The sequence below is a fragment of the Cupriavidus sp. HE11 genome (assembly GCF_056097175.1).
This window is the reverse complement of record NZ_CP184464.1, coordinates 464,048-487,062: the sequence shown is the minus strand read 5'-3', so window position 1 is coordinate 487,062 and position 23,015 is coordinate 464,048. Positions and strand designations below refer to the sequence as shown.

Sequence of the window (23,015 nt, the reverse complement as noted above, 5' to 3'; positions counted from 1 at the left end):
GCGTGTCATCGCCGCGCGCCCGTCAGGCGTTTCTTCGCGGTCGCCGTGCGGGTGCGCTGCGCGGCAACACCGTTTTTGACCTTCCTTTCGTTCCACCGCCGTATCTGAAATGAGTTCCACGCCGCGCCGCCCCCGCTTTCCACTACCGCTGGACGCGGTAGTCGAACGCAAGCCCGCGCCCGCGCGCACTGCCGGCATGCCGGCAGTGGGCAAGCACGTGGCCGCACCGGCGCCAGCCACCGTCAAGCCGCGCAAGCCCGCCGCGCCACCTGCCGCACCGCCCCCGCCGGGCAGTGCCGTGGAGGCGCGCGCGTCGGCGGCCACGGCTGGCGGCGGCGGCATGGCGTCGGATCGGGCCCGCACCGCGCTGGCCGCGCGCCTGCGCGCCGGCGGCATCCGCGACGAGCGCGTGCTGGGTGCCATCGCCACGGTGCCGCGCCATTTGTTCATGGAGCCGGGGCTGGCCTCGCAGGCCTATGAAGACGCGGCGCTGCCGATCGGGCATCAGCAGACCATTTCCAAGCCTTCGGTCGTGTCCCGCATGATCGAACTGCTGCGTGAGGGCCTGACCCCCGACCAGCCGCTGGCACGCGTGCTGGAAATTGGCACCGGTTGCGGCTACCAGGCCGCCGTGCTGAGCCTGTGCGCGCAGGAAGTGTTCTCTATCGAGCGTATTCGTCCGCTACACGAACAAGCCAAGGCCAACCTGCGGCCGCTGCGCGTGCCGAACATCCGCCTGCATTACGGCGATGGCATGCTCGGGCTGCCGCAGGCCGCGCCGTTCTCGTCGATCATCCTTGCCGCCGCCGGCATGGAGGTGCCGCAGGCCCTGCTGGAACAACTGGCCATTGGCGGACGTCTGATTGCGCCGGTGGTGACACCTGGCAACGGTGCGCCGGGTCAGACGGTCACGCAGCAGCTGCTGCTGATCGAGCGCCTCAATCGGCATCGATTTCACAGGACCGCGCTTGAAGCCGTTTTCTTTGTGCCTTTAAAATCGGGCACCATCTGAGTCGAACTATGCACAACATCGTGAATCAGAAGAATTTCACACGAGTCGGACAACACCTGAGCATCCTGGCCTGCGCGGCGGTATTGGCCGCCTGCGCCAGTTCGCCGATGCCGGCCCCCGTGGTGGACCGGACTTCCGGCGGCACCACCCAGGCGGCCGCGCCGCTGGAGCCGGCGCCCCCCGGATACTATCGGGTCAAGCGTGGCGATACCCTTTACCGTATCGCCCTGGAAAACGGCCAGTCGTATCGCGACGTGGCGGCCTGGAACAACATGGCCAACGCGAACCAGATCGAGGTGGGCCAGCTGCTGCGCGTGGTGCCGCCGAGCGCCGACGTGAACGCCGCCCCGGGCGTGGCCACCGTGCCGGTGGCGCCGGGCACGGTGCAATCGCAGCCGATCGACGCCGCGCGTCCGGTGGGTACGCCGATGAGCGCATCTTCCGCCCCGGCGGCGGCGCCTGCAGCCGCTGCGCCGGCTGCGGCTGCGGCGGCCAGCACGGCAGGTGGCGCGTCGGCCCCGGCGGGCGACGTTCGCCTGGCTTGGCCAGCGAGCGGACAATTGATCGGTAAGTTTGACGACAAAGGTAACAAGGGCATCGATATTGCCGGCAAGAAAGGCGATCCGGTGCTGGCTGCCGACGAGGGTAGGGTGATTCACGTAGGCCCCTTGCGCGGCTACGGGAATCTTGTCATCATCAAACACAACGACACGTATCTCACCGCCTACGGTCATAACGACAAGGTGCTGGTGGCAGAGCAGTCAACGGTTCGCAAGGGCCAGAAGATTGCCGAAATGGGTAACAGTGATACTGACAGGGTCAAGCTGCACTTCGAGGTTCGCAAGAACGGAAAACCGGTCGATCCGATGCGGTATCTACCGCCACAGTGAGGTTTCATGCCACGCCAGAAAACTGTTTCATCCGGAGTTGTCAGCAGGACCCGTCGTCCCAAGCAGCCGGAAGGAAAGGCTGGTGTGGCAACCCGAGCCGCTGACGCGGGCGACGCCGAAGTCTTCGAGGTCGAACCCGCGTCCGACATGGTGCCGGTGGCCGACGAGCCCATCGCGCCGGTGTCGCGCGGCAGCCTGCGCAATGGCGACCGGAACACCGAACGCAATACCGAGCGTAACGCTGACCTGAGCGCCGACGATTCCGACGACGAGGACGAGGAGTCCGAAGACGAAGAGGAAGAGAGCAGCACCGAAGCTGCGCCGGAGCCCGACGACTTCCGCACCGTCCTGCATACGGAACTGGCTGCCGACACGGTCCAGCACTACCTGAATCGCATCAGTATCAAGCCGCTGCTCTCGGCTCCGGAGGAGCTGCATTTCTCCACGCTGGCAAAGGGCGGCGATTTCTCGGCCCGGCAGGTCATGATCGAGCGCAACCTGCGTCTCGTGGTGAGCATTGCCAAGGGCTACCTGAATCGCGGCGTGCCGCTGCTCGACCTGATCGAGGAAGGCAATCTCGGCCTGATGCACGCGATCGAGAAATTCGATCCTTCGCGCGGATTCCGCTTTTCGACTTATGCCACCTGGTGGATCCGCCAGAGCATCGAGCGAGCGATCATGAACCAGGCCCGCACCGTACGGTTGCCGGTGCACGTGATTCGCGAGCTCAACCAGGTCCTGCGCGCCAAGCGTCATCTTGAAAAAGGTGGCACCGACGGCCGCGACGCCAGCCTCGAGGACATCGCCCACCTGCTCGGCAAGACGCCGGACGAGGTGCAGGACGTGCTGGCACTCAATGAACATACCACCTCGCTGGATACGCCGTTCGATCTTGACCCGGGATCGAGCCTGCTCGATTTCCTGTCCGACGAACATAACGCCGCGCCCGATCAGGAAGTGGCCCATCGCGAGCTGGAAAACCTGATGAAGCTCTGGCTGGCACGCCTGTCGGAGAAGCATCGCTATGTGGTGGAGCGCCGTTTCGGGCTCAATCACATCGAGCCGGCCACGCTCGAGGAGCTGGCCGAGGAAATGGGTCTGACCCGCGAACGCGTGCGGCAGATCCAGCAGGAAGCGCTGGTCAAGCTCAAACGGCATTTCGCTTCGCAAGGTGTACGGAAGGACGCCGTTTTATGACCCCTGTGCTGGTATTCGACATCGAGACGATTCCCGATGTCGACGGCCTGCGCCGTTTGCATGACCATCCCGCATCGATGAGCGACGCCGAAGTCGCCGAGCATGCGTTTGCCGCCCGCCGGGAAAAGACCGGCTCCGATTTCCTGCCGCACTATCTGCAGCGCGTGGCCGCCATTTCGTGCGTGCTGCGTCGTACCCAGCGCGATGGTTCGGTGGTATTCCATGTCGGATCGCTGGGCACGCTCGAGGATGGTGAAGCCACGCTTATCCAGAAGTTCTACGAACTGATTGCGCGCTACAGCCCGCAGCTGGTGTCGTGGAACGGTGGCGGGTTCGACCTGCCGGTGCTGCACTATCGTGGCCTGGTCCATGGTGTGGCGGCGCCACGCTACTGGGAAATGGGCGAGGGCCGCGACGACGACAGCCGTGACTTCAAGTGGAACAACTACATCAGCCGCTATCACATGCGGCACCTCGACCTGATGGACCTGCTGGCGATGTATCAGCCGCGCGCCAGCGCGCCGCTTGATGACCTGGCCAAGCTGTGCGGCTTTCCGGGGAAGATGGGCATGGATGGCAGCATGGTCTGGCAGGCGTTCCAGCAGGGCAAGCTGAACGAGATCCGCGACTATTGCGAGACCGACGTCGTCAACACGTACCTGATGTACTGCCGGTTCCAGCTGATGCGCGGCGGCCTGACGCCGCGTGAATTCGACATGGAAGTGGCGTTGATCCAGGAGTCGCTGGCCGAGCTGCCGGGCGCGCAGTGGATGGAGTACCTGCGCGCGTTCAAGCTGCAGCCGATGGCGCCGGAGGCCGAGGAAGACTACTGACGGTTCCTGGCGGCCACCGATGAGTGGCCGCCTTCGGCGATCGTCAGTGTTTGTCAGCGATCCAGGCTCAGGTGGATCGGCTGGTGGTCCGACGCATCGGTATTCCCATTGACCTCGCAGCGCGTCACGTTGCCCAGCAGGTCTTCCGTCACAAACATGAAATCGCAGGCGAACGGTGGCTCCGGCCACTGCTCCTTGTCGTAGAGCGCGCAGGTCGGCGCATGCGCCTGACCCGGATGCATGTGGCACCAGGCATCTTTCCAGTTCACGGTGGCATCGGTATAGGGCTCGATCACGCGCTTGTACGCCACGTCATCGGGCTTGCTGTTGAAGTCGCCGCAGAGAATGGCCTCGGTCGGGCGCGGCTCGGACGTAAACGGGCCGGGCTTCCTTTCCGACTTGCCGGGGCGCCGCGCATGCTCGCAGGCCTCCACGTGCCACTGGCGCAGCGCGTCGGCCTGCGCGGCCCGCTGCAGCTTCGAGTAGAACTCCAGGTGCGTGGTAATGACCCGCAATGGCCTGGCGCCGGCTTCCACGGTAACTTCCAGCGCCACGCGCGGCATCGATGCCACGTCGGGGTCGGCGGGCCAGGGCAGGGCATGACGGAAGATTTCGCGCACGGGCAGCCGCGTGGCGATGACGTTGCCGAACTGGCGCGGCGTGCCATCGCCATGGGTGCGGTCCACGCCCGGGGCGAAGATGACGCGATAGCCGGGCAGCAGCGCCGTGAGTTCGGCAACCTGGTCGCGCTGCGGCTGTCCCGCCATGTCCGAAAAGCCACGTGTGACTTCCTGCAGGCAGATGACGTCGGGATCGGTCATGTCGCGGATTGTGGAGACAATACGGGCAAGGTTGACCTTGCCGTCGGCACCGCGTCCCCACTGGATATTCCACGAAATCAGTTCCATCGTTTCCTCTTTTCGTAGCGTCGACTTTCATGACGGCGCGATGACTGGACTACAATCGCGCTTTCGCAAAACAATACGTCAGGTCCCTCCGGTGTCTCAAGCCGTCGAATCTTCCAAGCCCGAAATGACGGGCAAGCCGGGTGCCGCGCCCGCCGCATCCGCGACCCCCAGCGATCCCGTGGTCACCATTCACAGCCTCGACATGGAGGCGCGTGGCGTCGGCCGGCTGGAAAACAATGAGGACGGCACCCCCGGCAAGGTCATTTTCGTCGAAGGCGCGCTGCCCGGCGAAACCGTCTCGTACAAGAGCTACCGGCGCAAGCCCAGCTACGAGCAGGCGCACCTGGTGGAGGTCAAGCAGGCTTCCGTGATGCGCGTGGAGCCCGGTTGCCAGCACTTTGGCGTGTGCGGCGGCTGCTCGATGCAGCACCTGGACGCGCGGGCGCAGCTGGCCATCAAGCAGCGCGTGCTGGAAGACAATCTCTGGCACCTGTCGAAAGTGAAGCCGGATGTGGTGTTCCGCCCGATCGCCGGCCCGGATTGGGGCTACCGCTACCGGGCGCGCCTGACCGTGCGCTACGTCGCCAAGAAGGGCGGGGTGCTGGTGGGATTCCATGAGCGCAAGAGCAGCTACGTGGCGGACATGACACGCTGCGAGATCCTGCCGCCGAACGTTTCCGCGATGCTCGTGCCGCTGCGTGAACTGGTGACGGGGCTGTCGATCCGGGACCGCATGCCGCAGATCGAGCTGGCTGTCGGCGCCGAGGTCACGGCGCTGGTGCTGCGCATCCTCGAGCCGCTGACCGATGCCGACAAGGACCTGCTGCGCGCCTTTGCGGACCAGCACCAGGTGCAGTTCTGGCTCCAGCCCAAGGGCCCGGATACGGTCTATCCGTTCTATCCGGCAGAGCAGGAACTGGCCTATACGCTGCCCGAGTTCGGCATTCGCATGCCGTTCAAGCCCACCGATTTCACGCAGGTCAACCACCAGATCAACCGGGTGCTGATCGGCCGCGCGCTGCGCCTGCTGGACGCGCAGCCTGCCGACCGTCTGCTCGACCTGTTCTGCGGCATCGGCAACTTCACGCTGCCGCTGGCAACGCAGGGCGCATCGGTGATGGGCATCGAGGGCAGCGAAGCGCTGACCACGCGTGCGCTGGCCAATGCCGGGTACAACGGGCTGGCCGACAAGACGTCGTTTGCCTGCCGCAATCTGTTCGAAGTGACCGCCGAGGATATCGCCGCGCTGGGCCGTTTCGATCGCTGGCTGGTGGATCCGCCGCGCGAAGGCGCGCTGGCTGTCTGCAAGGCGCTGGGCGAACTGCACCAGGCTGGCAGCGACGTGCTGCCGAAGCGGATCGTCTATGTGTCGTGCAGCCCGGCCACGCTGGCGCGCGATGCTGGCCTGCTGGTGCATGAGGCGGGTTATCGCCTGGCCGGTGCCGGCGTGGTGAACATGTTCCCGCATACGTCGCACGTCGAGTCGATCGCCGTATTCGAGCGCGACTGAACGTGTGAAGGGGCGCGGTCGACGCAGGCCGCGCGCAAAAAAACAGCCGCCCGAGGGCGGCTGTTTTCATGACGGCGGGGCGACTCAGTCGCGGTTGCCGCCGAAGATGCCCAGCAGTGCCAGCAGGTTCACGAAGACGTTGTACACGTCCAGGTAGATTGCCAGCGTGGCGGTGATGTAGTTGGTCTCGCCGCCGTTCACCACGCGCTGCACGTCGATCAGGATGAAGATCGAGAAGATCGCAATGGCGATGACCGACAGCGTGATCATCAGTGCCGGCATCTGCAGCCAGATGTTGGCGATGCTGGCCAGGATCAGCAGGACGACGCCGACGAACAGGAACTTGGCCAGGCCCGAGAAATCGCGCTTGCTGACCGTGGCGATCGTGGCCATTACGCCAAATACCGCCGCGGTGCCGCCAAACGCGTACATGATCAGCGCCGGGCCGTTCGAGTACGACAGCGTCAGGCTCAGGATGCGCGCCAGCATCAGGCCCATGAAGAAAGTGAAGGCCAGCAGCAGTACCACGCCCATGCTGCTGTTCTTGGTCTTCTCGATCGCGAACATGAAACCGAACGCGACGGCCAGGAACAAAATGGCCGACATGCCGGGGCTGCCGGCGACCAGCCCGGCGAAACCGGCGGCCACGCCGATCCATGCGCCCAGCACGGTCGGGATCATCGAGATGGCCAGCAGCCAGTAGGTGTTGCGTAGGACCCGGTTGCGGACGGCAACGTCGGTGACGCCCGCAGCACTATTGCCGAATCCGTAAGTATTCAGCTTGTCGTTCATCGTGACTCCTGTCATCAGATCTATGTGAGGCGCCGGAGCAACCCGACGGCACAGCGCCAATGTGGCATCGCGCCTGCGGATTTGCAAGGGGCTTTGTCCACACAACCACCCTTGTCATTAGTTGTTTTCCGAAAACGCAAACATTTGACGAAGGGTTTGCGCCGCCGTTCCCACATTTCAAGAATGTAATGTGATTTAAAAATAACAAATACTACGGCAACGCCGCATGCCGCAGGTATCGTGGAAGCCATTGGCACGCGTGCTCGAATCCGCCATGCGGTCGTGCTAGAATTGCACGTTTAATCCATTTGTAACCCCTTCATTTTTCGGAGTTTTTCATGGCGATCGAACGCACCCTGTCGATTATCAAGCCGGATGCCGTGGCCAAGAACGTTATCGGCCAGATCTACGCCCGTTTCGAGGCCGCTGGCCTGAAGATCGTTGCTGCCAAGATGGTTCACCTGTCGCGCGGTGAGGCCGAGCAGTTCTACGCAGTGCACAAGGAGCGCCCGTTCTTCAAGGATCTGGTGGACTTCATGGTTTCGGGCCCGGTCATCATCCAGGCTCTGGAAGGCGAGAACGCCATCGCCAAGCACCGCGACCTGATGGGCGCCACGGACCCGAAGAAGGCTGAAAAGGGCACGATCCGCGCCGATTTCGCCGACAGCATCGACGCCAACGCCGTTCACGGCTCGGACGCTGCTGAAACGGCTGCCGTGGAAGTGGCTTTCTTCTTCCCGGGCATGAACGTTTACAGCCGCTGATTGTCTTCTGACACTCACGACTGAACCTGTAGTCAAGCTGGAACTGCCGTCATGAACGATCTCGTCAACCTGCTCGACCTCGACGCGGACGCGCTCACCGCCTATTGCGGCGAGCTCGGCGAGAAGCCGTTCCGTGCGCGGCAGCTGCAACGCTGGATCCACCAGTTCGGTGCCAGCCACTTCGACGCCATGTCGGATCTCGCCAAGTCGCTGCGCGAAAAGCTCGCGACGCGGGCCGAGATCCGCTCGCCCGCCATCATCACCGACAACCTGTCGAGCGATGGCACGCGGAAATGGCTGCTCGATGTCGGCGCCGGCAACGCGGTGGAGACGGTGTACATCCCCGAAGACACGCGCGGTACGCTGTGCGTGTCGTCGCAGGCGGGATGCGCCGTCAACTGCCGGTTCTGCTCGACCGGCAAGCAGGGTTTTTCCCGCAACCTGACGACCGGCGAAATCATTGGCCAGCTGTGGATGGCCGAATTCGCCATGCGTGCCCAGCTGGGCCGTGGTCCGAAGGACGACCGTGTCATCTCCAACGTGGTGATGATGGGCATGGGCGAGCCGCTGCTGAACTACGATGCCGTCGTGCCGGCCATGCGCCTGATGCTCGACGACAACGCGTACGGGCTGTCGCGCCGCCGCGTGACGCTGTCCACGTCCGGCGTGGTGCCGATGATGGACCGCCTGTCCAGGGATCTGCCCGTGGCGCTGGCCGTGTCGCTGCATGCGTCGAACGATGCGCTGCGCGATGTGCTCGTGCCGCTGAACCGCAAGTATCCGCTGGCCGACCTGATGGCGGCATGCCGCCGCTACCTGGAATTCGCGCCGCGCGATTTCATTACCTTCGAATACTGCATGCTCGACGGCGTCAACGACACCGTCGAACACGCGCGGGAACTGCTGAAGCTTGTGGCCGACGTGCCGTGCAAGTTCAACCTGATCCCGTTCAACCCGTTCCCGGAATCGGGGCTGAAGCGCTCGAACAACGAGCAGATCCGCCGCTTCGCCCAGGTATTGATGGATGCGGGCATCGTCACGACGATCCGCAAGACCCGGGGCGACGACATCGACGCCGCCTGCGGGCAATTGGCCGGCGAGGTCATGGATCGTACCCGTCTGGCCGAGCGCGGCAAGTTCGGCAAGATCACGCCACTGGTTCCGGTGGTTGCCGGTACCGCTCGGGAGGCCCGTCCTGCATGACCCGTCTGCTTGTCGCTGCCCTGTCAGGGCTGCTGATGCTGTCCGCCTGCACGCTGCCCACGGGGCCCCAGCAGGACATCAAGACCGCTTCCGACCAGACTGCCGCGGACAAGCGCGCGTCGCTCCGGCTGCGCCTGGCTACCCAGTACCTGGAGGCGCGCCAGTATGCGGTGGCGCTCGACGAGATCAAGCAGGCCATCAATATCGATCCGTCGAACGCGGACGCCTATCACGTGCGTGCCCTGGTCTACATGGGCATGAACGAGAACGCGCTGGCGGAAGACAGCTTCCGTACCGCCCTGAACATGCGGTCGAACGATCCGGACGTGCTGAACAACTACGGCTGGTTCCTGTGCCAAGCCGGCCGCTACGCCGAGGGCAAGGCCACGCTGCAACGCGCGGTGCAGACCCCTTCGGTCAACGGTCCGACCAAGCCGCTGACCAACCTTGGCCTTTGCGAGATGCGCAACGGCAATCTGGCCGAAGCCGAAAAAAATCTGCAAACGGCCTACGGTTATGACCGTAACGATCCGTCAGTGCTCATGAATCTCGCGCAATTGAATTACCAGCGCGGGGACATGGGACAAGCCCGGCAGTTTGCCGGCCGCGTCAACGCGAGCCGCTTTGCCAGCGCGCAATCCCTCTGGCTGGGTGCGCGCATTGCCCACCGCCAGGGCGATACCCAGACGCAGGGCGCGATGATCGCGGAACTGCGTAACCGTTTCCCCGATTCGCGCGAGCTGACCGCATACGAGAGAGGAGCTTGGGATGAATGAAGAAGAGCGCGCCGGTAGCCAGGCCGCAACGCAAGTTGCCGGCGGCGCGACAGACTCCGACCGCGAGGCAGTGGCCCGCGAGATCGGGGCGCAGCTGAAAGAGGGTCGCGAGGCGCAACGCCTGTCGCTGGAAGATGTCGGCGCACGCCTGAAGGTGGCGCCGAACAAGCTTGTGGCGATCGAGGCAGGCGATGTGTCGAGCCTGATGGACGTGACGTTTGCCAAGGGCGTGATGCGTGCCTACGCGCGCACGCTCCAGATCGATATCGACAGCCTGCTTGGCCAGTATCACGCGCGGGCACAGGCCACGCCGGTGACTGGCATCACGCGCCGTCACGAAGGCGCGATCAACCAGGCGTTCGACGACCGCAAGCGCTTCGGCAGCAAGACGGGTGGCGGCGGTGGCCGCTGGATCTGGCTGGTATGCGTGCTGGCGCTGGTGGCGGTTGGTGTCTACTTCGGTTACGACCATGCCAAGGCATGGTTCGACGCGCACAGCAAGGCCGCGGCGGAAGCCCCGGCAAGCGACAAGCCTGCCGAGAAGGTTTCGGAAGAAGGCGCCGCGCAAAGCAACGGTGACGGCACCGTGACCGCGGCATTGCCGCCGGTGATGGCGGGCAACGATTCGCCGGCACCGTCCGAGGCGGCACCGGCCGAAGCTGCTGCCAAGGAACCGGCCAAGGCGGAACCGGCCGAGCCGGCAGCCAGGACCGCTCCTGCTCCGGCTGCTCCGGCTGCCGCTACGACGGTTGCCACCACGACGGCTGGCATGCCGCTGGCAACGGGCGGCGCAGTGAACCTGACGCAGGACGCCCCGGCAAAGCCGGCAGCGCCCGCCGTAGCCGTTGCGGCCGTTGCCGCGCCTGCTGCTGCAGCGGCGCCTGCGGCGTCGGGCGATGGCGCGGTGCAGATCCGTTTCGTCGCTGACACCTGGTACGAGGTGCGCGACCGCACCGGCAAGGTGATCCTGGGCGGCACGGCCAAGGGCGGCGACGCCGTGACCGGCAGCGGCTCAGGTGGCCCGTACAAGGTCATTCTCGGCAACGTGAAGGGTGTGGAATCGGTAGCGCACAATGGCGCGCCGGTGAACTTCAAGTCTGCCGACCGGAACAACGTGGCGCGCCTGACCCTGCAGTAATGCGGCCGGGCAGCGCAATCAGCCATGCCATTTGAAGGTGGTAACGCAATGCACCAGAATGCTTCCCAACCGGTGATTCCGGGTCCGCTGCCGCGTCGCGTGTCGCGCCAGGCCAGCGTCGTGTGGGGCGACAATATCGTAACGATCGGCGGCGGCGCACCGGTGCGCGTGCAGTCGATGACCAATACGGACACCGTCGACGCGATCGGCACCGCCATCCAGATCAAGGATCTGGCGCGTGCAGGCTCCGAGATCGTCCGTATTACCGTCAACACGCCAGAAGCCGCAGCGGCCGTGCCGGCCGTCCGCGAGCAACTGGACCGCATGGGCGTGAACGTGCCGCTGGTGGGCGATTTCCACTACAACGGCCATACGCTGCTGCACGACTATCCCGAGTGCGCGCAGGCGCTGTCGAAGTACCGGATCAATCCGGGCAACGTGGGCAAGGGTGCCAAGCGCGACAAGCAGTTCGCCGAGATGATCGAGATGGCGTGCCGGTACAACAAGCCGGTGCGCATTGGCGTGAACTGGGGCAGCCTGGACCAGGACCTGCTCGCGCGCGTCATGGACGAGAACGCCAAACGCGCCGAGCCGTGGCCCGCGCAGAGCGTGATGGTGGAAGCGCTGATCACGTCGGCAATCGAATCGGCACAGAAGGCCGAGGAAATCGGCCTGGCCGGCAACCAGATCATCCTGTCGTGCAAGGTGTCGCAGGTGCAGGAGCTGGTGGCGGTGTACCGCGAGCTGTCGCGCCGCTGCGAATATGCGCTGCATCTGGGCCTGACCGAGGCCGGCATGGGCAGCAAGGGCATCGTGGCCTCGACGGCGGCGCTGTCGGTGCTGCTGCAGGAAGGTATCGGCGACACGATCCGTATTTCGCTGACGCCGGAGCCGGGCGCGGCGCGCGAGAAGGAAGTCTACGTCGGGCAAGAGATCCTGCAGACGATGGGCCTGCGCAATTTCACCCCGATGGTGATCGCATGCCCGGGCTGTGGCCGGACCACAAGCACGACGTTCCAGGAACTGGCGGCCAGCATCCAGGGCTATCTGCGCGAGCAGATGCCGGTGTGGAAGAACGATTTCCCGGGCGTGGAAGAGATGGATGTGGCCGTGATGGGCTGCATCGTGAACGGCCCCGGCGAAAGCAAGCACGCCAATATCGGCATCTCGCTGCCGGGCTCGGGCGAATCGCCGGCGGCGCCGGTGTTCGTCGACGGCGTGAAGGTCAAGACGCTGCGCGGCGAGAACATTGCCCAGGAATTCCAGGCGATCGTGGACGAATACGTCCGCACGCACTACGGCCCGAACGCAAAGCAGGCAAAACAGGAAGCGGTGGCCTGAGCGCAGCGGCGCCAGGTCAGCACCCGCAGCACCGGTATCACGAAGAGAACAATGAGCGAAGACAAGACGAAGGCCGACAAGGCACTGCAGGGCGTGAAGGGCATGAACGACATGCTGCCCGCCGACGCCCCGCTGTGGGAAATGTTTGAGAACGCCGCGCGCAGCATGCTGCGCGCCTATGGCTATCAGCAGATCCGCACGCCGATCGTCGAGCATACGCAGCTCTTCGTGCGTGGTATCGGCGAGGTAACCGACATCGTCGAGAAGGAAATGTATTCCTTCACCGACGCCCTGAACGGCGAGAACCTGACGCTGCGCCCGGAAGGCACCGCGGCGGCCGTGCGCTCCACGATCGAGCACAACCTGCTGTACGACGGCCCGAAGCGCCTGTGGTACACCGGCCCGATGTTCCGTCACGAAAAGCCGCAGCGTGGCCGCTATCGACAGTTCCACCAGCTTGGCGCCGAGGCGCTTGGCTTTGCAGGCCCGGACGTGGATGCGGAAATCATCCTGATGTGCCAGCGCCTGTGGGACGACCTGGGCCTGGTCGGCGTCCGCCTTGAGCTGAACTCGTTGGGCCAGGCGCACGAGCGCGCCGCGCATCGCGAGGAACTGATCAAGTACCTGGAAGGCTTCAAGGACATCCTCGACGAGGATGGCAAGCGCCGCCTGTACACCAACCCGCTGCGCGTGCTGGATACCAAGAATCCGGCGCTGCAGGAGATGGCGGCGAACGCGCCGAAGCTGATCGACTTCCTGGGCGAGGAATCGCTGGCCCACTTCGAAGGCGTGCAGCGGATCCTGAAGGCGAACAACATCCCCTTCAAGATCAATCCGCGCCTGGTGCGGGGCCTGGATTACTACAACCTGACCGTGTTCGAATGGATCACCGACAAGCTCGGCGCCCAGGGCACGATCGCCGGTGGCGGCCGCTACGATCCGCTGATCCAGCAGATGGGTGGCAAGCCTGCGCCGGCCTGCGGCTGGGCAATGGGTATCGAGCGCATCATCGAACTGCTGCGCGAGGAAAAGCTGGTGCCGGAATCGCAGGGCTGCGACGTGTACATGGTCCACCAGGGCCAGGCCGCCAGCGAGCAGGCGATGATTGCCGGCGAGCGGCTGCGCGATGCGGGCCTGGACGTGGTCTTCCATGCCACGCCGGACGGCAAGAGCGGCAGCTTCAAGTCGCAGATGAAACGCGCCGATGCAAGTGGCGCATCCTTTGCCGTTATCATTGGCGACGACGAAATCGCCGCCGGTACGGTGCAGGTCAAGCAGCTGCGCAGTGGCAATGCGGCCGAAGGTGGTCCGCAGACCAGCGTGCCGGCCGAGAATGTTGTCGACTTCATCATCGACAGGATGGTCGACGAAATCGAATCGGACGACGAGGACGACGAGCAATAAGCACGCCGTCGGAATCGCGCCGCACGGCCGCTGTCCTGCCAGGAAGCGGCCGTGTCAATTTCAACCAACGCGGGTAACTGCCTCGACATGGCTTACGATCTAGAAGAACAGGAACAGCTTGAGAGCCTCAAGGCCTGGTGGAAACAGTACGGCAACGCCGTCACCTGGGCGCTGATTGTCGCCTTGCTGGCGTTCGCGGGCTGGTCCGGCTGGAACTACTGGCAGCGCAAGCAGGCCGGTGACGCTGCGGTGCTGTACGAGCAGGTAACCAAGGCTGCCGAAGCGCGCGACGCCGAGCGCGTCAAGCGCGCCGCCACCGACCTGGAAGACAAGTTCGGCCGCACTGCCTATGGCCCGATGAGCGCGCTGACCGCAGCCAAGGTGCTGTACGACGCGGGCGACCTGGCCGGTGCCAAGACGCAACTGCAATGGGCCATCGACCATGGCGGCGACGACTACGCGCCGCTGGCGCGTGTGCGCCTGGCCGGCGTGCTGCTGGACGAGAAGGCCTACGACCAGGGCCTGGCGCTGCTGAAGGATGCGCCTGCGCAATATGAGGCGCTGTTCGCCGATCGCCGTGGCGATCTGCTGGCCGCCCAGGACAAGCGCGACGAAGCGCGCACTGCCTACCGCCGCGCGCTGGAAAAGCTTGGCGCGAGCGAAGGTGGCATGCGCCAGATCATCCAGTTCAAGCTCGACGCGCTGGGCACCGCGTGAGCGGACGGCGGACCCTTTCAAAAAATTCAGGATCGCATCCTATGACGTCATTGCTTCGCACAGCCGCATCCCGTACGCTCGTGGCCGGCACCTGCCTGGGCCTGCTGGCGGGCTGCTCGCTGTTCAGCAAGGAAAACAAGCACCCGCCCACCGAACTGAAGCCGATTTCGGCCACGCTGTCGGTCAAGCAGGCCTGGAAGGCTGACGTGGGCAAGAGCGGCCCGTACGTCATGGCCCCGGTGGTGGCTGGCGATGCGGTGTTCGTGTCGGGCAAGAGCGGTTCGTTGATGGCCATCAACGCCACCAACGGCCAGACCCTCTGGAAGGCGAAGACCGACCTCGACCTGACTTCGGGCCCGGGCTCGGACGGCGACACGACCGCCGTGGCCGGCGAGAAGGGCGCGGTCTACGCGTTCGACAAGAGCGGCAAGCAGATCTGGAAGAAGCAGGTCAATGGCGAGGTCCTGTCGGCGCCGCTGGTCGGCAACGGCCTGGTGGTGGTGCGTACCACCGACACCCGCATCATCGGCCTGGATGCCGGCACGGGCGACCGCCGCTGGATCTACCAGCGTTCGCAGGCGCCGCTGAACCTGCGTGCCGCGATGGGCATGGTGTACGCCGGTGATGGCATCGTCACGGGTTTCCCGGGCGGCAAGCTTGGTGTGCTGGCCCCGGGCAATGGCGTGCTGCGCTGGGAAAGCACGGTGTCGTATCCGAAGGGCGTGTCGGAGATCGAGCGCCTGAACGATGTGACGGGCATGCCGGCCGTCTTGGGGCGCCAGGTGTGCGCGACCACGTTCCAGGGCCGTATCGCCTGCCTGGAGCTGACCAACGGCCAGCCACAGTGGGGCAAGGATTTCTCGTCGCCGATGGGTCTGACGCAGGATGACAACTCGCTGTTCGCCAGCGACGAAACGTCGGCGGTGTACTCGTTCGATCGTCAGAACGGCAACGAGCGTTGGAAGAATACGGACCTGCGCTACCGCAGCCTGGGCGCACCGGCGTCCATTGGCCGTTCGGTGGTGGTGGGTGACTATGAAGGTTTTGTCCACTTCCTGTCGCGCGAGGACGGCACCGTCCTGGCGCGCATGAAGACGGACGGCAGTGCAATCAGCGCGGCACCGGTGATTGCCGGTCAGACGCTGGTGGTGCAGACCCGCGACGGCGACGTCTACGGTTTCGTGCCGAACTGACCGCCAGGGGCGCCAGCGATGGCGCCAGAATAAAAGCGTGCCAGCGCACGCAAGCCCGCCCATGCCCCTGTCGCATGGGCGGCGCCAATCCGGTAGCATGATCCCTGGTCGTGCCAACAATAGCGGGCTGGAACAGCGGTTCCTTATCCGCCCCGACAGGAAAAGCGGCCAGCCGTGGACAAGCACGGTGGTTGTCGGATCAACATGACTCCGGAATTGCTGGGGGACGGCGCATGCCGGCCCCTGTTTCCGTTTATTGAATGAAACCAGTTATCGCACTCGTCGGCCGTCCCAATGTGGGCAAGTCGACGCTATTCAATCGCATGACCCGCTCGCGCGACGCCCTCGTCGCCGACCTGCCGGGCCTGACACGGGACCGCCACTATGGCGAGGGCCGTATCGGCGATCGTCCGTTCATCGTGATCGACACCGGCGGCTTCGAACCCGTGGCCAAGGACGGCATCGTGGCCGAGATGGCCAAGCAGACGCGCCAGGCCGTGGTGGAAGCGGACGTCGTTATCTTCCTGGTGGATGGCCGCCTGGGGCTCGCGCCGCAGGATCGGGTGATTGCCGACTACCTGCGCAAGACCGGGCGTCGCATCATGCTTGCCGTCAACAAGGCCGAGGGCATGAGGTACACGTCGGTGGCGGCCGACTTCTATGAACTGGGCATGGGCGATCCGTATGCGATCTCGTCCACCCATGGCGACGGCGTGAGCGAACTCGTTGACGAGGCGCTGGAACTGGCCGTGCAGGAGCGCCCGGAACTGGCCGAGGAGGTCGACGCCGACCAGCGCGGCACCAAGATCGCCATCGTGGGCCGGCCGAACGTGGGCAAGTCCACCCTGGTCAACACGCTGATCGGCGAAGAGCGCGTGATCGCGTTCGACATGCCCGGCACCACGCGCGACGCCATCTATGTGGAGTTCGAGCGCGGTGGCAAGCCCTACACGCTGATCGACACCGCTGGCCTGCGCAAGCGCGGCAAGGTGTTCGAGGCCATCGAGAAGTTCTCGGTGGTCAAGACGCTGCAGTCGATTGCCGATGCCAACGTGGTGGTGCTGCTGCTCGATGCCCAGCAGGACATTTCCGAGCAGGATGCGCATATCGCCGGCTTTATCGTGGAGTCGGGCCGTGCGCTGGTGGTGGGCGTGAACAAGTGGGACGGTCTTGACGGCCATGCGCGCGACCGCGTGAAGCACGATCTGGAGCGCAAGCTGCAGTTCCTGAGCTTCGCCAACGTCCATTACGTCTCGGCCAAGGAACGTACCGGAATTGGTGCATTGCTGCGTTCGGTGGACGACGCGTACGCCGCCGCGATGGTCAAGCTGCCGACGCCGCAACTGACCCGGGTGCTGCAGGAAGCAGTGGAATTCCAGCAGCCGAAGCGCGCCGGGGTATCGCGCCCCAAGATGCGCTACGCGCACCAGGGCGGGTCCAATCCGCCGATCGTGGTCATCCACGGCAACGGGCTGCAGAACGTGACGGACGCGTACAAGCGTTACCTGGAAAACCGCTTCCGCACGGCGTTCAAGCTCAAGGGCACGCCATTGCGCATCGAATTCCGTACGAACAAAAACCCTTACGCCGAATCGAAGGATTGAGCCCAAAAGGTGCCGTTCCTCGTCCGAAGTTTCGTTTGCGTTCGTTTGGAACTGCGGCTAAATTCACGAGTAGCAGGGGAAGCCCTGCGCGTTGATGCCAGCTTGGTACCGTTTTGATCTTTTTTCTGGCGCGTTTTTGCGCCAACTGACTTGAACCGGGGACTTTCGTCCCCATGATCCATCACTAAATCTATAATTTTGGAGTGTGCCATGAGCAACAAAGGGCAATTGCTACAAGACCCGTTCCTGAACGCGCTGCGCAAAGAGCACGTGCCGGTTTCCATCTACCTCGTCAATGGCATCAAGCTGCAAGGCAATATCGAGTCGTTCGACCAGTATGTCGTGCTGCTGCGTAACACCGTGACCCAAATGGTGTACAAGCATGCGATCTCTACCGTCGTGCCTGCGCGCGCGGTCAATTTCCGTGTGGATGATTCTTCCGAGGGCTGATTTTTCCTCGTTTGTGGACGGCCGCATCCGCATGCGGCCGTCACGCTGCACATTCCCGTCCCAGCTGTTCTCCGGCCTGCGCCGCCAGCGCTCCCCTGACTGGGCGGCACCTTCCAAATCCGGTTACCGATCAAGCCTGCGTCCGACACCGATCCCAATGGCGATGAGGTGCGACAGCTTGCCGCAGCACGGCCTGCCATTGTCTTGACAATCGGATCCAACCCCGTTTTCCAACCAATTTTTCCGGCGCTTGGCGTCCACCCGCTTGCAACCCAGAGCTACCTCCCAGACCGATCCTTCGCGCGCGATCCTTGTCGGCGTGGATTTCGGCAAGCATGACTTCCAGGAAAGCCTTTCCGAACTGGCGCTGCTGACCTCCACGGCCGGCTCGGTGCCCGTACACACGCTGACCGGCAAGCGCTCGCGCCCCGATCCGGCGCTGTTCATCGGTTCGGGCAAGGCGGAAGAGCTCAAGGAGGCGGCGGACGCCCTGGACGCCGATGTGGTCGTTTTCAACCACGCGCTGAGCCCGGCCCAGCAGCGTAACCTGGAGCGCTTTCTGGGGCGCCACGTGATTGACCGTACCGGCCTGATCCTCGATATCTTCGGCCAGCGTGCACAAAGCCACGTGGGCAAGGTGCAGGTGGAACTGGCGCAGGTGCAATACCAGGCGTCGCGCCTGGTGCGCGCGTGGAGCCACCTTGAGCGCCAGAAGGGCGGTATCGGCATGCGCGGCGGCCCCGGCGAGCGCCAGCTCGAACTGGACCGCCGGATGCTGGACGACCGCGCCAAGCGGCTCAAGTCCGATCTGGCGCGACTGCAGCGCCAGCACCATACGCAGCGCCGGGCGCGTGCCCGCAACGATACCCTCAGCATTTCGCTGGTTGGCTATACCAACGCGGGCAAGTCGACGCTGTTCAATGCGCTGACCAAGGCCCGTGCGTATGCGGCCGACCAGTTGTTCGCCACGCTCGATACCACGTCGCGCCGGCTGTTTCTCGATGGATTCGGTAACGTGGTGCTGTCCGACACGGTCGGCTTTATCCGCGACCTGCCGACGCAACTCGTGGCGGCGTTCCGCGCCACGCTGGACGAAACCGTCCATGCCGACCTGCTGCTGCACGTGGTGGATGCTTCAAGCCCGGTGCGCCACGAGCAGATCGAGCAGGTGAACCGCGTGCTGGCGGAAATCAACGCTTCCGACATCCCGCAGATCGTGGTGATGAACAAGATCGATGCCGCGCCGGAACTGCTGGATCAGGGCCCGCGCATCGAGCGTAACGAGGAGGGCGTGCCGACACGCGTGTTCATTTCGGCGCGCGACGGGCTGGGCCTCGACGCGCTGCGCGAAGCCGTGGTCGAAGTTGCTCAATGGCTGGCATCGCGGCCCGACGATCCCGCCCCGTACGATCCGCGCCTGGCGGGCATTCCGCCTTCGGCCGGTGACGATGACTGGGACGCCGAAGACCCCCTGGAGGGCCCCGAAAGCGCCCCGGATCGGGGTGCCGACCACCCAGACTGATAGCCGTTCGCCGTGAATGGCGGCCCGATTGGGGGAATTTGAGCAAAAGTGATCAAGATGGCTGCTAGAATCCCCCTGTTCCAAACTTTCCCGGACCCGTGCCCTACATGCCCCTGTTCCCTCGGAATCCTGACTCGCACTTCGTGCCAGGCAGCCGCGCCGCGCGGTTTGCTCGCTGGCCGCGCCTGCGCGCCATCTTCTCGTTGAACGATCCGCGCTGGGGTCGTAACGGACAGGACGATGAAGACAACAAGGACAAAGGTCGCCAGCAGAACCAGCGTCCGCAGGACGGCCCGCCCGATCTGGACGAGCTGTGGCGTGACTTCAATCGCCGCCTGAACGGCCTGCTGGGCCGCAAGGACAATGGCGGTGGTGGCCAGGGCAATGGCTTTGGCTCGCGCCCGTCGGGCAAGGGCTCCAACGTCGGTATCGCCGTGATCGTCGCGGCCGTGGTCGGCATCTGGCTGGCCAGCGGCTTCTTCATGGTGCAGGAAGGGCAGACCGCCGTGATCCTGCAGTTTGGCAAGTTCAAGTACACCACGGGCCCCGGTATCAACTGGCGCGCGCCGTGGCCGATCCAGTCGGCCGAGGTGGTGAACCTGTCGGCGGTGCGCTCGGTGGAAGTTGGCCGCGCCACGTCGATCAAGGACAGCAACCTCAAGGACTCGTCGATGCTGACGCAGGACGAGAACATCATCGACGTCCGCTTTACGGTGCAGTACGACATCCAGGACGCCAGCGAATTCCTGTTCTTCAACAAGACCGACCGCGGTGGTGACGAAGAACTGGTGACCCAGGCCGCCGAGACATCGGTGCGCGAGATCGTGGGCCGCAACAAGATGGATGCGGTGCTGTACGAAAACCGCGAGCAGATCGCCCAGGGGCTGGCAAAGTCGATCCAGTCGATCCTGACGGCCTACAAGACCGGTATCCGTGTGATTTCCGTCAACGTGCAGAGCGTGCAGCCGCCCGAGCAGGTGCAGGCTGCGTTCGATGACGTGAACAAGGCCAGCCAGGATCGCGAGCGCGCGATCAGCGAGGGCCAGGCCTACGCCAACGACATCCTGCCGCGTGCCCGCGGCACGGCCGCGCGCCTGAAGGAAGAGTCCGAAGCCTACCGTGCCCGTGTGGTGGCACAGGCCGAGGGTGATGCCGCGCGCTTCCGCTCGGTGCAGACCGAATATGCCAAGGCGCCGCAGGTGACGCGCGACCGTATCTATCTGGAGACCATGCAGCAGATTTACAGCAACACGAACAAGATCCTCGTTGACGCCAAGGCGGGCAACAATCTGCTGTACCTGCCGCTGGACAAGCTGATGTCGCAACTGCCGTCGCAGGCCACTGCGCCGGCGTCGGCGGCGGGCGCAAGCACGCCGGCCACGACCGACACGCCCACGCCGGACATCCGTTCGCGTGAGTCGATGCGCAACCGCGACCGCGACATTCGCTAAGGAGACCCGTCATGAACCGACTGATTTCCTTTGCCATTGGCCTGTTTATCCTGCTGGCCGTCGTGTCGTCGATGCTGTTCGTGGTCGATCAGCGCCAGTATGCGGTGGTCTTCGCCTTCGGCGAGATCAAGCAGGTGGTGCGTGAACCGGGCCTGCATTTCAAGCTGCCGCCGCCGCTGCAGAACGTGGTGTTCATGGATCGTCGCCTGCAGACGATCGACGTGGCCGCCAGCGAGCGTTTCCTGACCGCCGAGAAGAAGTCGATGGTGGTGGACTGGTTCGTCAAATGGCGAATTACCGATCCCCGCAAGTTCTTCGTGGCATTCGCCGGCAACGTCCGTGGCGCGCAAGACCGCATGACGCAGCGTATCGACGCCGTGGCGCGCGAGGAATTCGGCAAGCGCACCGTGTCCGACGTGGTGGCAGGCGAGCGCGACAAGGTCATGCAGAACATTCGCGTCGGCATGGCCGAATATGCACAGTCCGTGGGCGTTGAAATCCTCGATGTGCGCCTGAAGCGCGTGGACCTGCTGCCCGCGATCAGCGAGTCGGTCTATCGCCGCATGGAGGCCGAGCGCAAGCGTGTCGCCAACGAACTGCGTTCGACGGGTGCCGCCGAAGGTGAGAAAATCCGTGCCGATGCAGACCGTCAGCGCGAGGTGGTGCTGGCCGAGGCCTATCGCGACGCCCAGATCGTCAAGGGCGAGGGCGATGCCAAGTCGTCGCAGATCTACGCCGATGCCTTTGGCAAGGATCCCAGCTTCGCCCAGTTCTGGCGCAGCATGGAAGCCTACCGCAACACGTTCCGCGACAAGGGCAACGTGATGGTGCTGGAGCCGAATTCGGACTTCTTCCGCTACATGCGGTCGGCGGGCGGCAACGCGGCGCCGGCTTCCGGTAGCGGCGGCAAGAAGTAGCGCGCACGGCGCGCACCGGGCATCCCGCTTGAAGCGGGGGCCCTGAAACGCAACATTCGACAGAACCCCGGTCCGCCGGGGTTTTGTCCGGCTGGAGGGGCTTGCGCCTCGCCGGCCCGGATTTTGATAGAAGAGACCCCATGTCCAACCGCTGGCTCCTGCCCGAAAACATTGCCGACGTCCTGCCGTCGGAAGCGCGCAAGATTGAAGAACTGCGCCGCCGCATGCTGGACCTGTTCCGCACCTATGGCTACGAGCTGGTCATGCCCCCGATGCTCGAGTACCTGGAGTCGCTGCTGACCGGTACCGGCCATGACCTGGACCTGCGCACGCTGAAGCTGGTGGATCAGCTTTCGGGTCGCACGATGGGCCTGCGCGCCGACATTACGCCGCAAGTGGCGCGTATCGATGCGCACCTGCTGAACCGTCCCGGTGTGACGCGCCTGTGCTATGCCGGCAACGTGCTGCATGCGCGTCCGGCCGGTTTCCACGCCACGCGCGAACCCATCCAGATTGGTGCCGAAATCTACGGCCATGCGGGCCTGGAAGCCGACGTCGAGATCCAGGAACTGATGCTGGCCGCCCTGCAGGCCGCCGGTCTGGTCGATATCCGGCTGGACCTGTGCCACGCAGGCATTCTCGAAGCACTGCTGTCGGCGCTGCCGTCGGTGCGCGATATCGAGGATGCGCTGTTTGCGGCACTCGAAACGAAGGATGTGCCGGCGCTGCGTGAACTGACGCAAGGCCTGCCGGACACCGAACGCAATGCGTTGCTGGCATTGCCGACGCTGTATGGTGGCGTTGAAGTGATCGAACGTGCGCGTGCAACGCTGCCCGCCAACCCGGCCATCGGCCGTGCGTTGGACGAACTGGCCGCTTTGGCTGGACGGGTGCGCGGTGCCAGCGTGAACATCGATCTTTCGGATTTGCGCGGTTACCACTATCACAGCGGCGTGATGTTCACGGCTTATGTGGCGGGTCTGCCGAACTACGTGGCCCGTGGCGGCCGCTATGACAAGGTGGGCGAGGCGTTCGGCCGTGCTCGGCCGGCCACTGGTTTTTCGCTCGATCTGCGCGAAGTGGCAGCCCTGTCGCCGGTGGAAGTCCGTGCGCTGGCCATTTTCGCGCCCTGGGACGCCGATCCCGCGCTGCATACGACCATTGCCACGCTGCGCGCGGCGGGCGAGATCGTGATCCAGTCGCTGCCCGGCCATACCCACGAACTCGATGAATTCAACTGCGATCGCCAACTGCAGCGCCAGGGCGATGCCTGGGTCGTAGTACCGCGTTGATTCGCTGATTTCCACTGCCGGCCGATCCGTGCCGGCGCTTTCCACCTGCTCTCAAAATGACGTTTGCTGCCCGCCGCGGCCTGTTATCGCCCGGAATGGAC

At 64.5% G+C, this 23,015-nt stretch carries 21 protein-coding genes; 19 read left to right on the top strand and 2 right to left on the bottom strand.

The genetic code is table 11. The annotated features are described in order from the left end of the window. Positions 1-109: 109 nt before the first annotated feature. Genes ACOABP_RS02240 through ACOABP_RS02225 form a run of 4 tightly spaced genes read left to right on the top strand, consistent with a single transcriptional unit; the run spans position 110 to position 3,932 of the window. Complete coding sequence (locus ACOABP_RS02240; RefSeq protein WP_474226787.1) at positions 110-1,012, top strand: protein-L-isoaspartate(D-aspartate) O-methyltransferase; 903 nt, start codon at positions 110-112, stop codon at positions 1,010-1,012. 8 nt (positions 1,013-1,020) lie between these two features. Continuing rightward, positions 1,021-1,902 carry a peptidoglycan DD-metalloendopeptidase family protein gene (locus ACOABP_RS02235; protein ID WP_474226786.1) on the top strand — a complete coding sequence of 294 codons (882 nt, stop codon included), beginning with the start codon at positions 1,021-1,023 and terminating at the stop codon, positions 1,900-1,902. Between the two features lie 6 nt (positions 1,903-1,908). Continuing rightward, on the top strand, positions 1,909-3,099 hold the full coding sequence (gene rpoS, locus ACOABP_RS02230; protein ID WP_474226785.1) for an RNA polymerase sigma factor RpoS: 1,191 nt from the start codon (positions 1,909-1,911) through the stop codon (positions 3,097-3,099). Next, positions 3,096-3,932, top strand: coding sequence for a 3'-5' exonuclease (locus ACOABP_RS02225; RefSeq protein ID WP_474226784.1), 837 nt, complete (start codon positions 3,096-3,098; stop codon positions 3,930-3,932). Before rpoS ends, ACOABP_RS02225 begins: the two co-directional genes overlap by 4 nt. Positions 3,933-3,985: 53 nt before the next feature. Here the strand turns inward: ACOABP_RS02225 and ACOABP_RS02220 are convergent, their stop codons facing one another. Further along, entirely contained in the window at positions 3,986-4,840 is an 855-nt protein-coding gene (locus tag ACOABP_RS02220) for an endonuclease/exonuclease/phosphatase family protein (RefSeq protein ID WP_474226783.1), read from the bottom strand. 124 nt (positions 4,841-4,964) lie between these two features. On the opposite strand from ACOABP_RS02220, the gene rlmD reads away from it, so the two are divergent. Then, a complete protein-coding gene (gene rlmD, locus ACOABP_RS02215; protein WP_474227891.1) occupies positions 4,965-6,350 on the top strand; it encodes a 23S rRNA (uracil(1939)-C(5))-methyltransferase RlmD in 1,386 nt (461 codons plus the stop codon). Between the two features lie 84 nt (positions 6,351-6,434). On the opposite strand, the gene ACOABP_RS02210 is transcribed toward rlmD, so the two are convergent. Next, entirely contained in the window at positions 6,435-7,142 is a 708-nt protein-coding gene (locus ACOABP_RS02210; protein WP_474226782.1) for a Bax inhibitor-1/YccA family protein, read from the bottom strand. A 338-nt stretch (positions 7,143-7,480) separates the two neighbouring features. Between ACOABP_RS02210 and ndk the strand changes: the two genes are divergently transcribed. From ndk to ACOABP_RS02140, 14 genes are all read left to right on the top strand, one after another. Beyond that, on the top strand, positions 7,481-7,906 hold the full coding sequence (ndk, locus tag ACOABP_RS02205; protein WP_474226781.1) for a nucleoside-diphosphate kinase: 426 nt from the start codon (positions 7,481-7,483) through the stop codon (positions 7,904-7,906). A gap of 51 nt (positions 7,907-7,957) precedes the next feature. Further along, entirely contained in the window at positions 7,958-9,109 is a 1,152-nt protein-coding gene (rlmN, locus tag ACOABP_RS02200; RefSeq protein ID WP_474226780.1) for a dual-specificity RNA methyltransferase RlmN, read from the top strand. Further along, a complete protein-coding gene (gene pilW / locus ACOABP_RS02195) occupies positions 9,106-9,885 on the top strand; it encodes a type IV pilus biogenesis/stability protein PilW (RefSeq protein WP_474226779.1) in 780 nt (259 codons plus the stop codon). The genes rlmN and pilW overlap by 4 nt, the downstream gene beginning before the upstream one ends. Next, a complete protein-coding gene (locus ACOABP_RS02190) occupies positions 9,878-11,023 on the top strand; it encodes a RodZ domain-containing protein (RefSeq protein ID WP_474226778.1) in 1,146 nt (381 codons plus the stop codon). Before pilW ends, ACOABP_RS02190 begins: the two co-directional genes overlap by 8 nt. A gap of 48 nt (positions 11,024-11,071) precedes the next feature. Further along, the gene (ispG, locus tag ACOABP_RS02185; protein WP_066733817.1) at positions 11,072-12,364 is read left to right on the top strand and encodes a flavodoxin-dependent (E)-4-hydroxy-3-methylbut-2-enyl-diphosphate synthase; all 1,293 of its coding nucleotides are present in this window, start codon (positions 11,072-11,074) and stop codon (positions 12,362-12,364) included. A gap of 51 nt (positions 12,365-12,415) precedes the next feature. Beyond that, a complete protein-coding gene (gene hisS / locus ACOABP_RS02180; RefSeq protein ID WP_474226777.1) occupies positions 12,416-13,768 on the top strand; it encodes a histidine--tRNA ligase in 1,353 nt (450 codons plus the stop codon). 87 nt (positions 13,769-13,855) lie between these two features. Further along, positions 13,856-14,485, top strand: coding sequence for a YfgM family protein (locus ACOABP_RS02175; RefSeq protein WP_066733811.1), 630 nt, complete (start codon positions 13,856-13,858; stop codon positions 14,483-14,485). A 41-nt stretch (positions 14,486-14,526) separates the two neighbouring features. Continuing rightward, complete coding sequence (bamB, locus tag ACOABP_RS02170) at positions 14,527-15,678, top strand: outer membrane protein assembly factor BamB (RefSeq protein ID WP_474226776.1); 1,152 nt, start codon at positions 14,527-14,529, stop codon at positions 15,676-15,678. 260 nt (positions 15,679-15,938) lie between these two features. After that, on the top strand, positions 15,939-17,282 hold the full coding sequence (gene der / locus ACOABP_RS02165; RefSeq protein WP_066733806.1) for a ribosome biogenesis GTPase Der: 1,344 nt from the start codon (positions 15,939-15,941) through the stop codon (positions 17,280-17,282). 210 nt (positions 17,283-17,492) lie between these two features. Then, positions 17,493-17,732 carry an RNA chaperone Hfq gene (hfq, locus tag ACOABP_RS02160; protein WP_066733804.1) on the top strand — a complete coding sequence of 80 codons (240 nt, stop codon included), beginning with the start codon at positions 17,493-17,495 and terminating at the stop codon, positions 17,730-17,732. Positions 17,733-17,997: 265 nt separating this feature from the next. Next, positions 17,998-19,254, top strand: coding sequence for a GTPase HflX (gene hflX / locus ACOABP_RS02155; RefSeq protein WP_474226775.1), 1,257 nt, complete (start codon positions 17,998-18,000; stop codon positions 19,252-19,254). A 107-nt stretch (positions 19,255-19,361) separates the two neighbouring features. Then, a complete protein-coding gene (gene hflK, locus ACOABP_RS02150) occupies positions 19,362-20,705 on the top strand; it encodes an FtsH protease activity modulator HflK (protein WP_474226774.1) in 1,344 nt (447 codons plus the stop codon). A gap of 11 nt (positions 20,706-20,716) precedes the next feature. Further along, a complete protein-coding gene (hflC, locus tag ACOABP_RS02145) occupies positions 20,717-21,622 on the top strand; it encodes a protease modulator HflC (protein WP_066733797.1) in 906 nt (301 codons plus the stop codon). 140 nt (positions 21,623-21,762) lie between these two features. After that, positions 21,763-22,914: an ATP phosphoribosyltransferase regulatory subunit gene (locus ACOABP_RS02140; protein WP_474226773.1), complete on the top strand. Its 1,152-nt coding sequence runs from the start codon at positions 21,763-21,765 to the stop codon at positions 22,912-22,914. Positions 22,915-23,015 lie beyond the last annotated feature (101 nt).

What these genes read in the sequence shown, in the direction of transcription:
- ACOABP_RS02235 (WP_474226786.1), top strand. Translation starts at nt 1,021, where the DNA reads ATGCACAACATCGTGAATCAGAAGAATTTCACACGAGTCGGACAACAC.
- hisS (WP_474226777.1), top strand. Translation starts at nt 12,416, where the DNA reads ATGAGCGAAGACAAGACGAAGGCCGACAAGGCACTGCAGGGCGTGAAG.
- ACOABP_RS02175 (WP_066733811.1), top strand. Translation starts at nt 13,856, where the DNA reads ATGGCTTACGATCTAGAAGAACAGGAACAGCTTGAGAGCCTCAAGGCC.
- bamB (WP_474226776.1), top strand. Translation starts at nt 14,527, where the DNA reads ATGACGTCATTGCTTCGCACAGCCGCATCCCGTACGCTCGTGGCCGGC.
- rlmN (WP_474226780.1), top strand. Translation starts at nt 7,958, where the DNA reads ATGAACGATCTCGTCAACCTGCTCGACCTCGACGCGGACGCGCTCACC.
- rlmD (WP_474227891.1), top strand. Translation starts at nt 4,965, where the DNA reads ATGACGGGCAAGCCGGGTGCCGCGCCCGCCGCATCCGCGACCCCCAGC.
- ispG (WP_066733817.1), top strand. Translation starts at nt 11,072, where the DNA reads ATGCACCAGAATGCTTCCCAACCGGTGATTCCGGGTCCGCTGCCGCGT.
- der (WP_066733806.1), top strand. Translation starts at nt 15,939, where the DNA reads ATGAAACCAGTTATCGCACTCGTCGGCCGTCCCAATGTGGGCAAGTCG.
- hflK (WP_474226774.1), top strand. Translation starts at nt 19,362, where the DNA reads ATGCCCCTGTTCCCTCGGAATCCTGACTCGCACTTCGTGCCAGGCAGC.
- hfq (WP_066733804.1), top strand. Translation starts at nt 17,493, where the DNA reads ATGAGCAACAAAGGGCAATTGCTACAAGACCCGTTCCTGAACGCGCTG.
- rpoS (WP_474226785.1), top strand. Translation starts at nt 1,909, where the DNA reads ATGCCACGCCAGAAAACTGTTTCATCCGGAGTTGTCAGCAGGACCCGT.
- ACOABP_RS02190 (WP_474226778.1), top strand. Translation starts at nt 9,878, where the DNA reads ATGAATGAAGAAGAGCGCGCCGGTAGCCAGGCCGCAACGCAAGTTGCC.
- ACOABP_RS02240 (WP_474226787.1), top strand. Translation starts at nt 110, where the DNA reads ATGAGTTCCACGCCGCGCCGCCCCCGCTTTCCACTACCGCTGGACGCG.
- hflC (WP_066733797.1), top strand. Translation starts at nt 20,717, where the DNA reads ATGAACCGACTGATTTCCTTTGCCATTGGCCTGTTTATCCTGCTGGCC.
- ACOABP_RS02220 (WP_474226783.1), bottom strand. Translation starts at nt 4,840, where the DNA reads ATGGAACTGATTTCGTGGAATATCCAGTGGGGACGCGGTGCCGACGGC.
- ACOABP_RS02225 (WP_474226784.1), top strand. Translation starts at nt 3,096, where the DNA reads ATGACCCCTGTGCTGGTATTCGACATCGAGACGATTCCCGATGTCGAC.
- ACOABP_RS02210 (WP_474226782.1), bottom strand. Translation starts at nt 7,142, where the DNA reads ATGAACGACAAGCTGAATACTTACGGATTCGGCAATAGTGCTGCGGGC.
- ndk (WP_474226781.1), top strand. Translation starts at nt 7,481, where the DNA reads ATGGCGATCGAACGCACCCTGTCGATTATCAAGCCGGATGCCGTGGCC.
- pilW (WP_474226779.1), top strand. Translation starts at nt 9,106, where the DNA reads ATGACCCGTCTGCTTGTCGCTGCCCTGTCAGGGCTGCTGATGCTGTCC.
- ACOABP_RS02140 (WP_474226773.1), top strand. Translation starts at nt 21,763, where the DNA reads ATGTCCAACCGCTGGCTCCTGCCCGAAAACATTGCCGACGTCCTGCCG.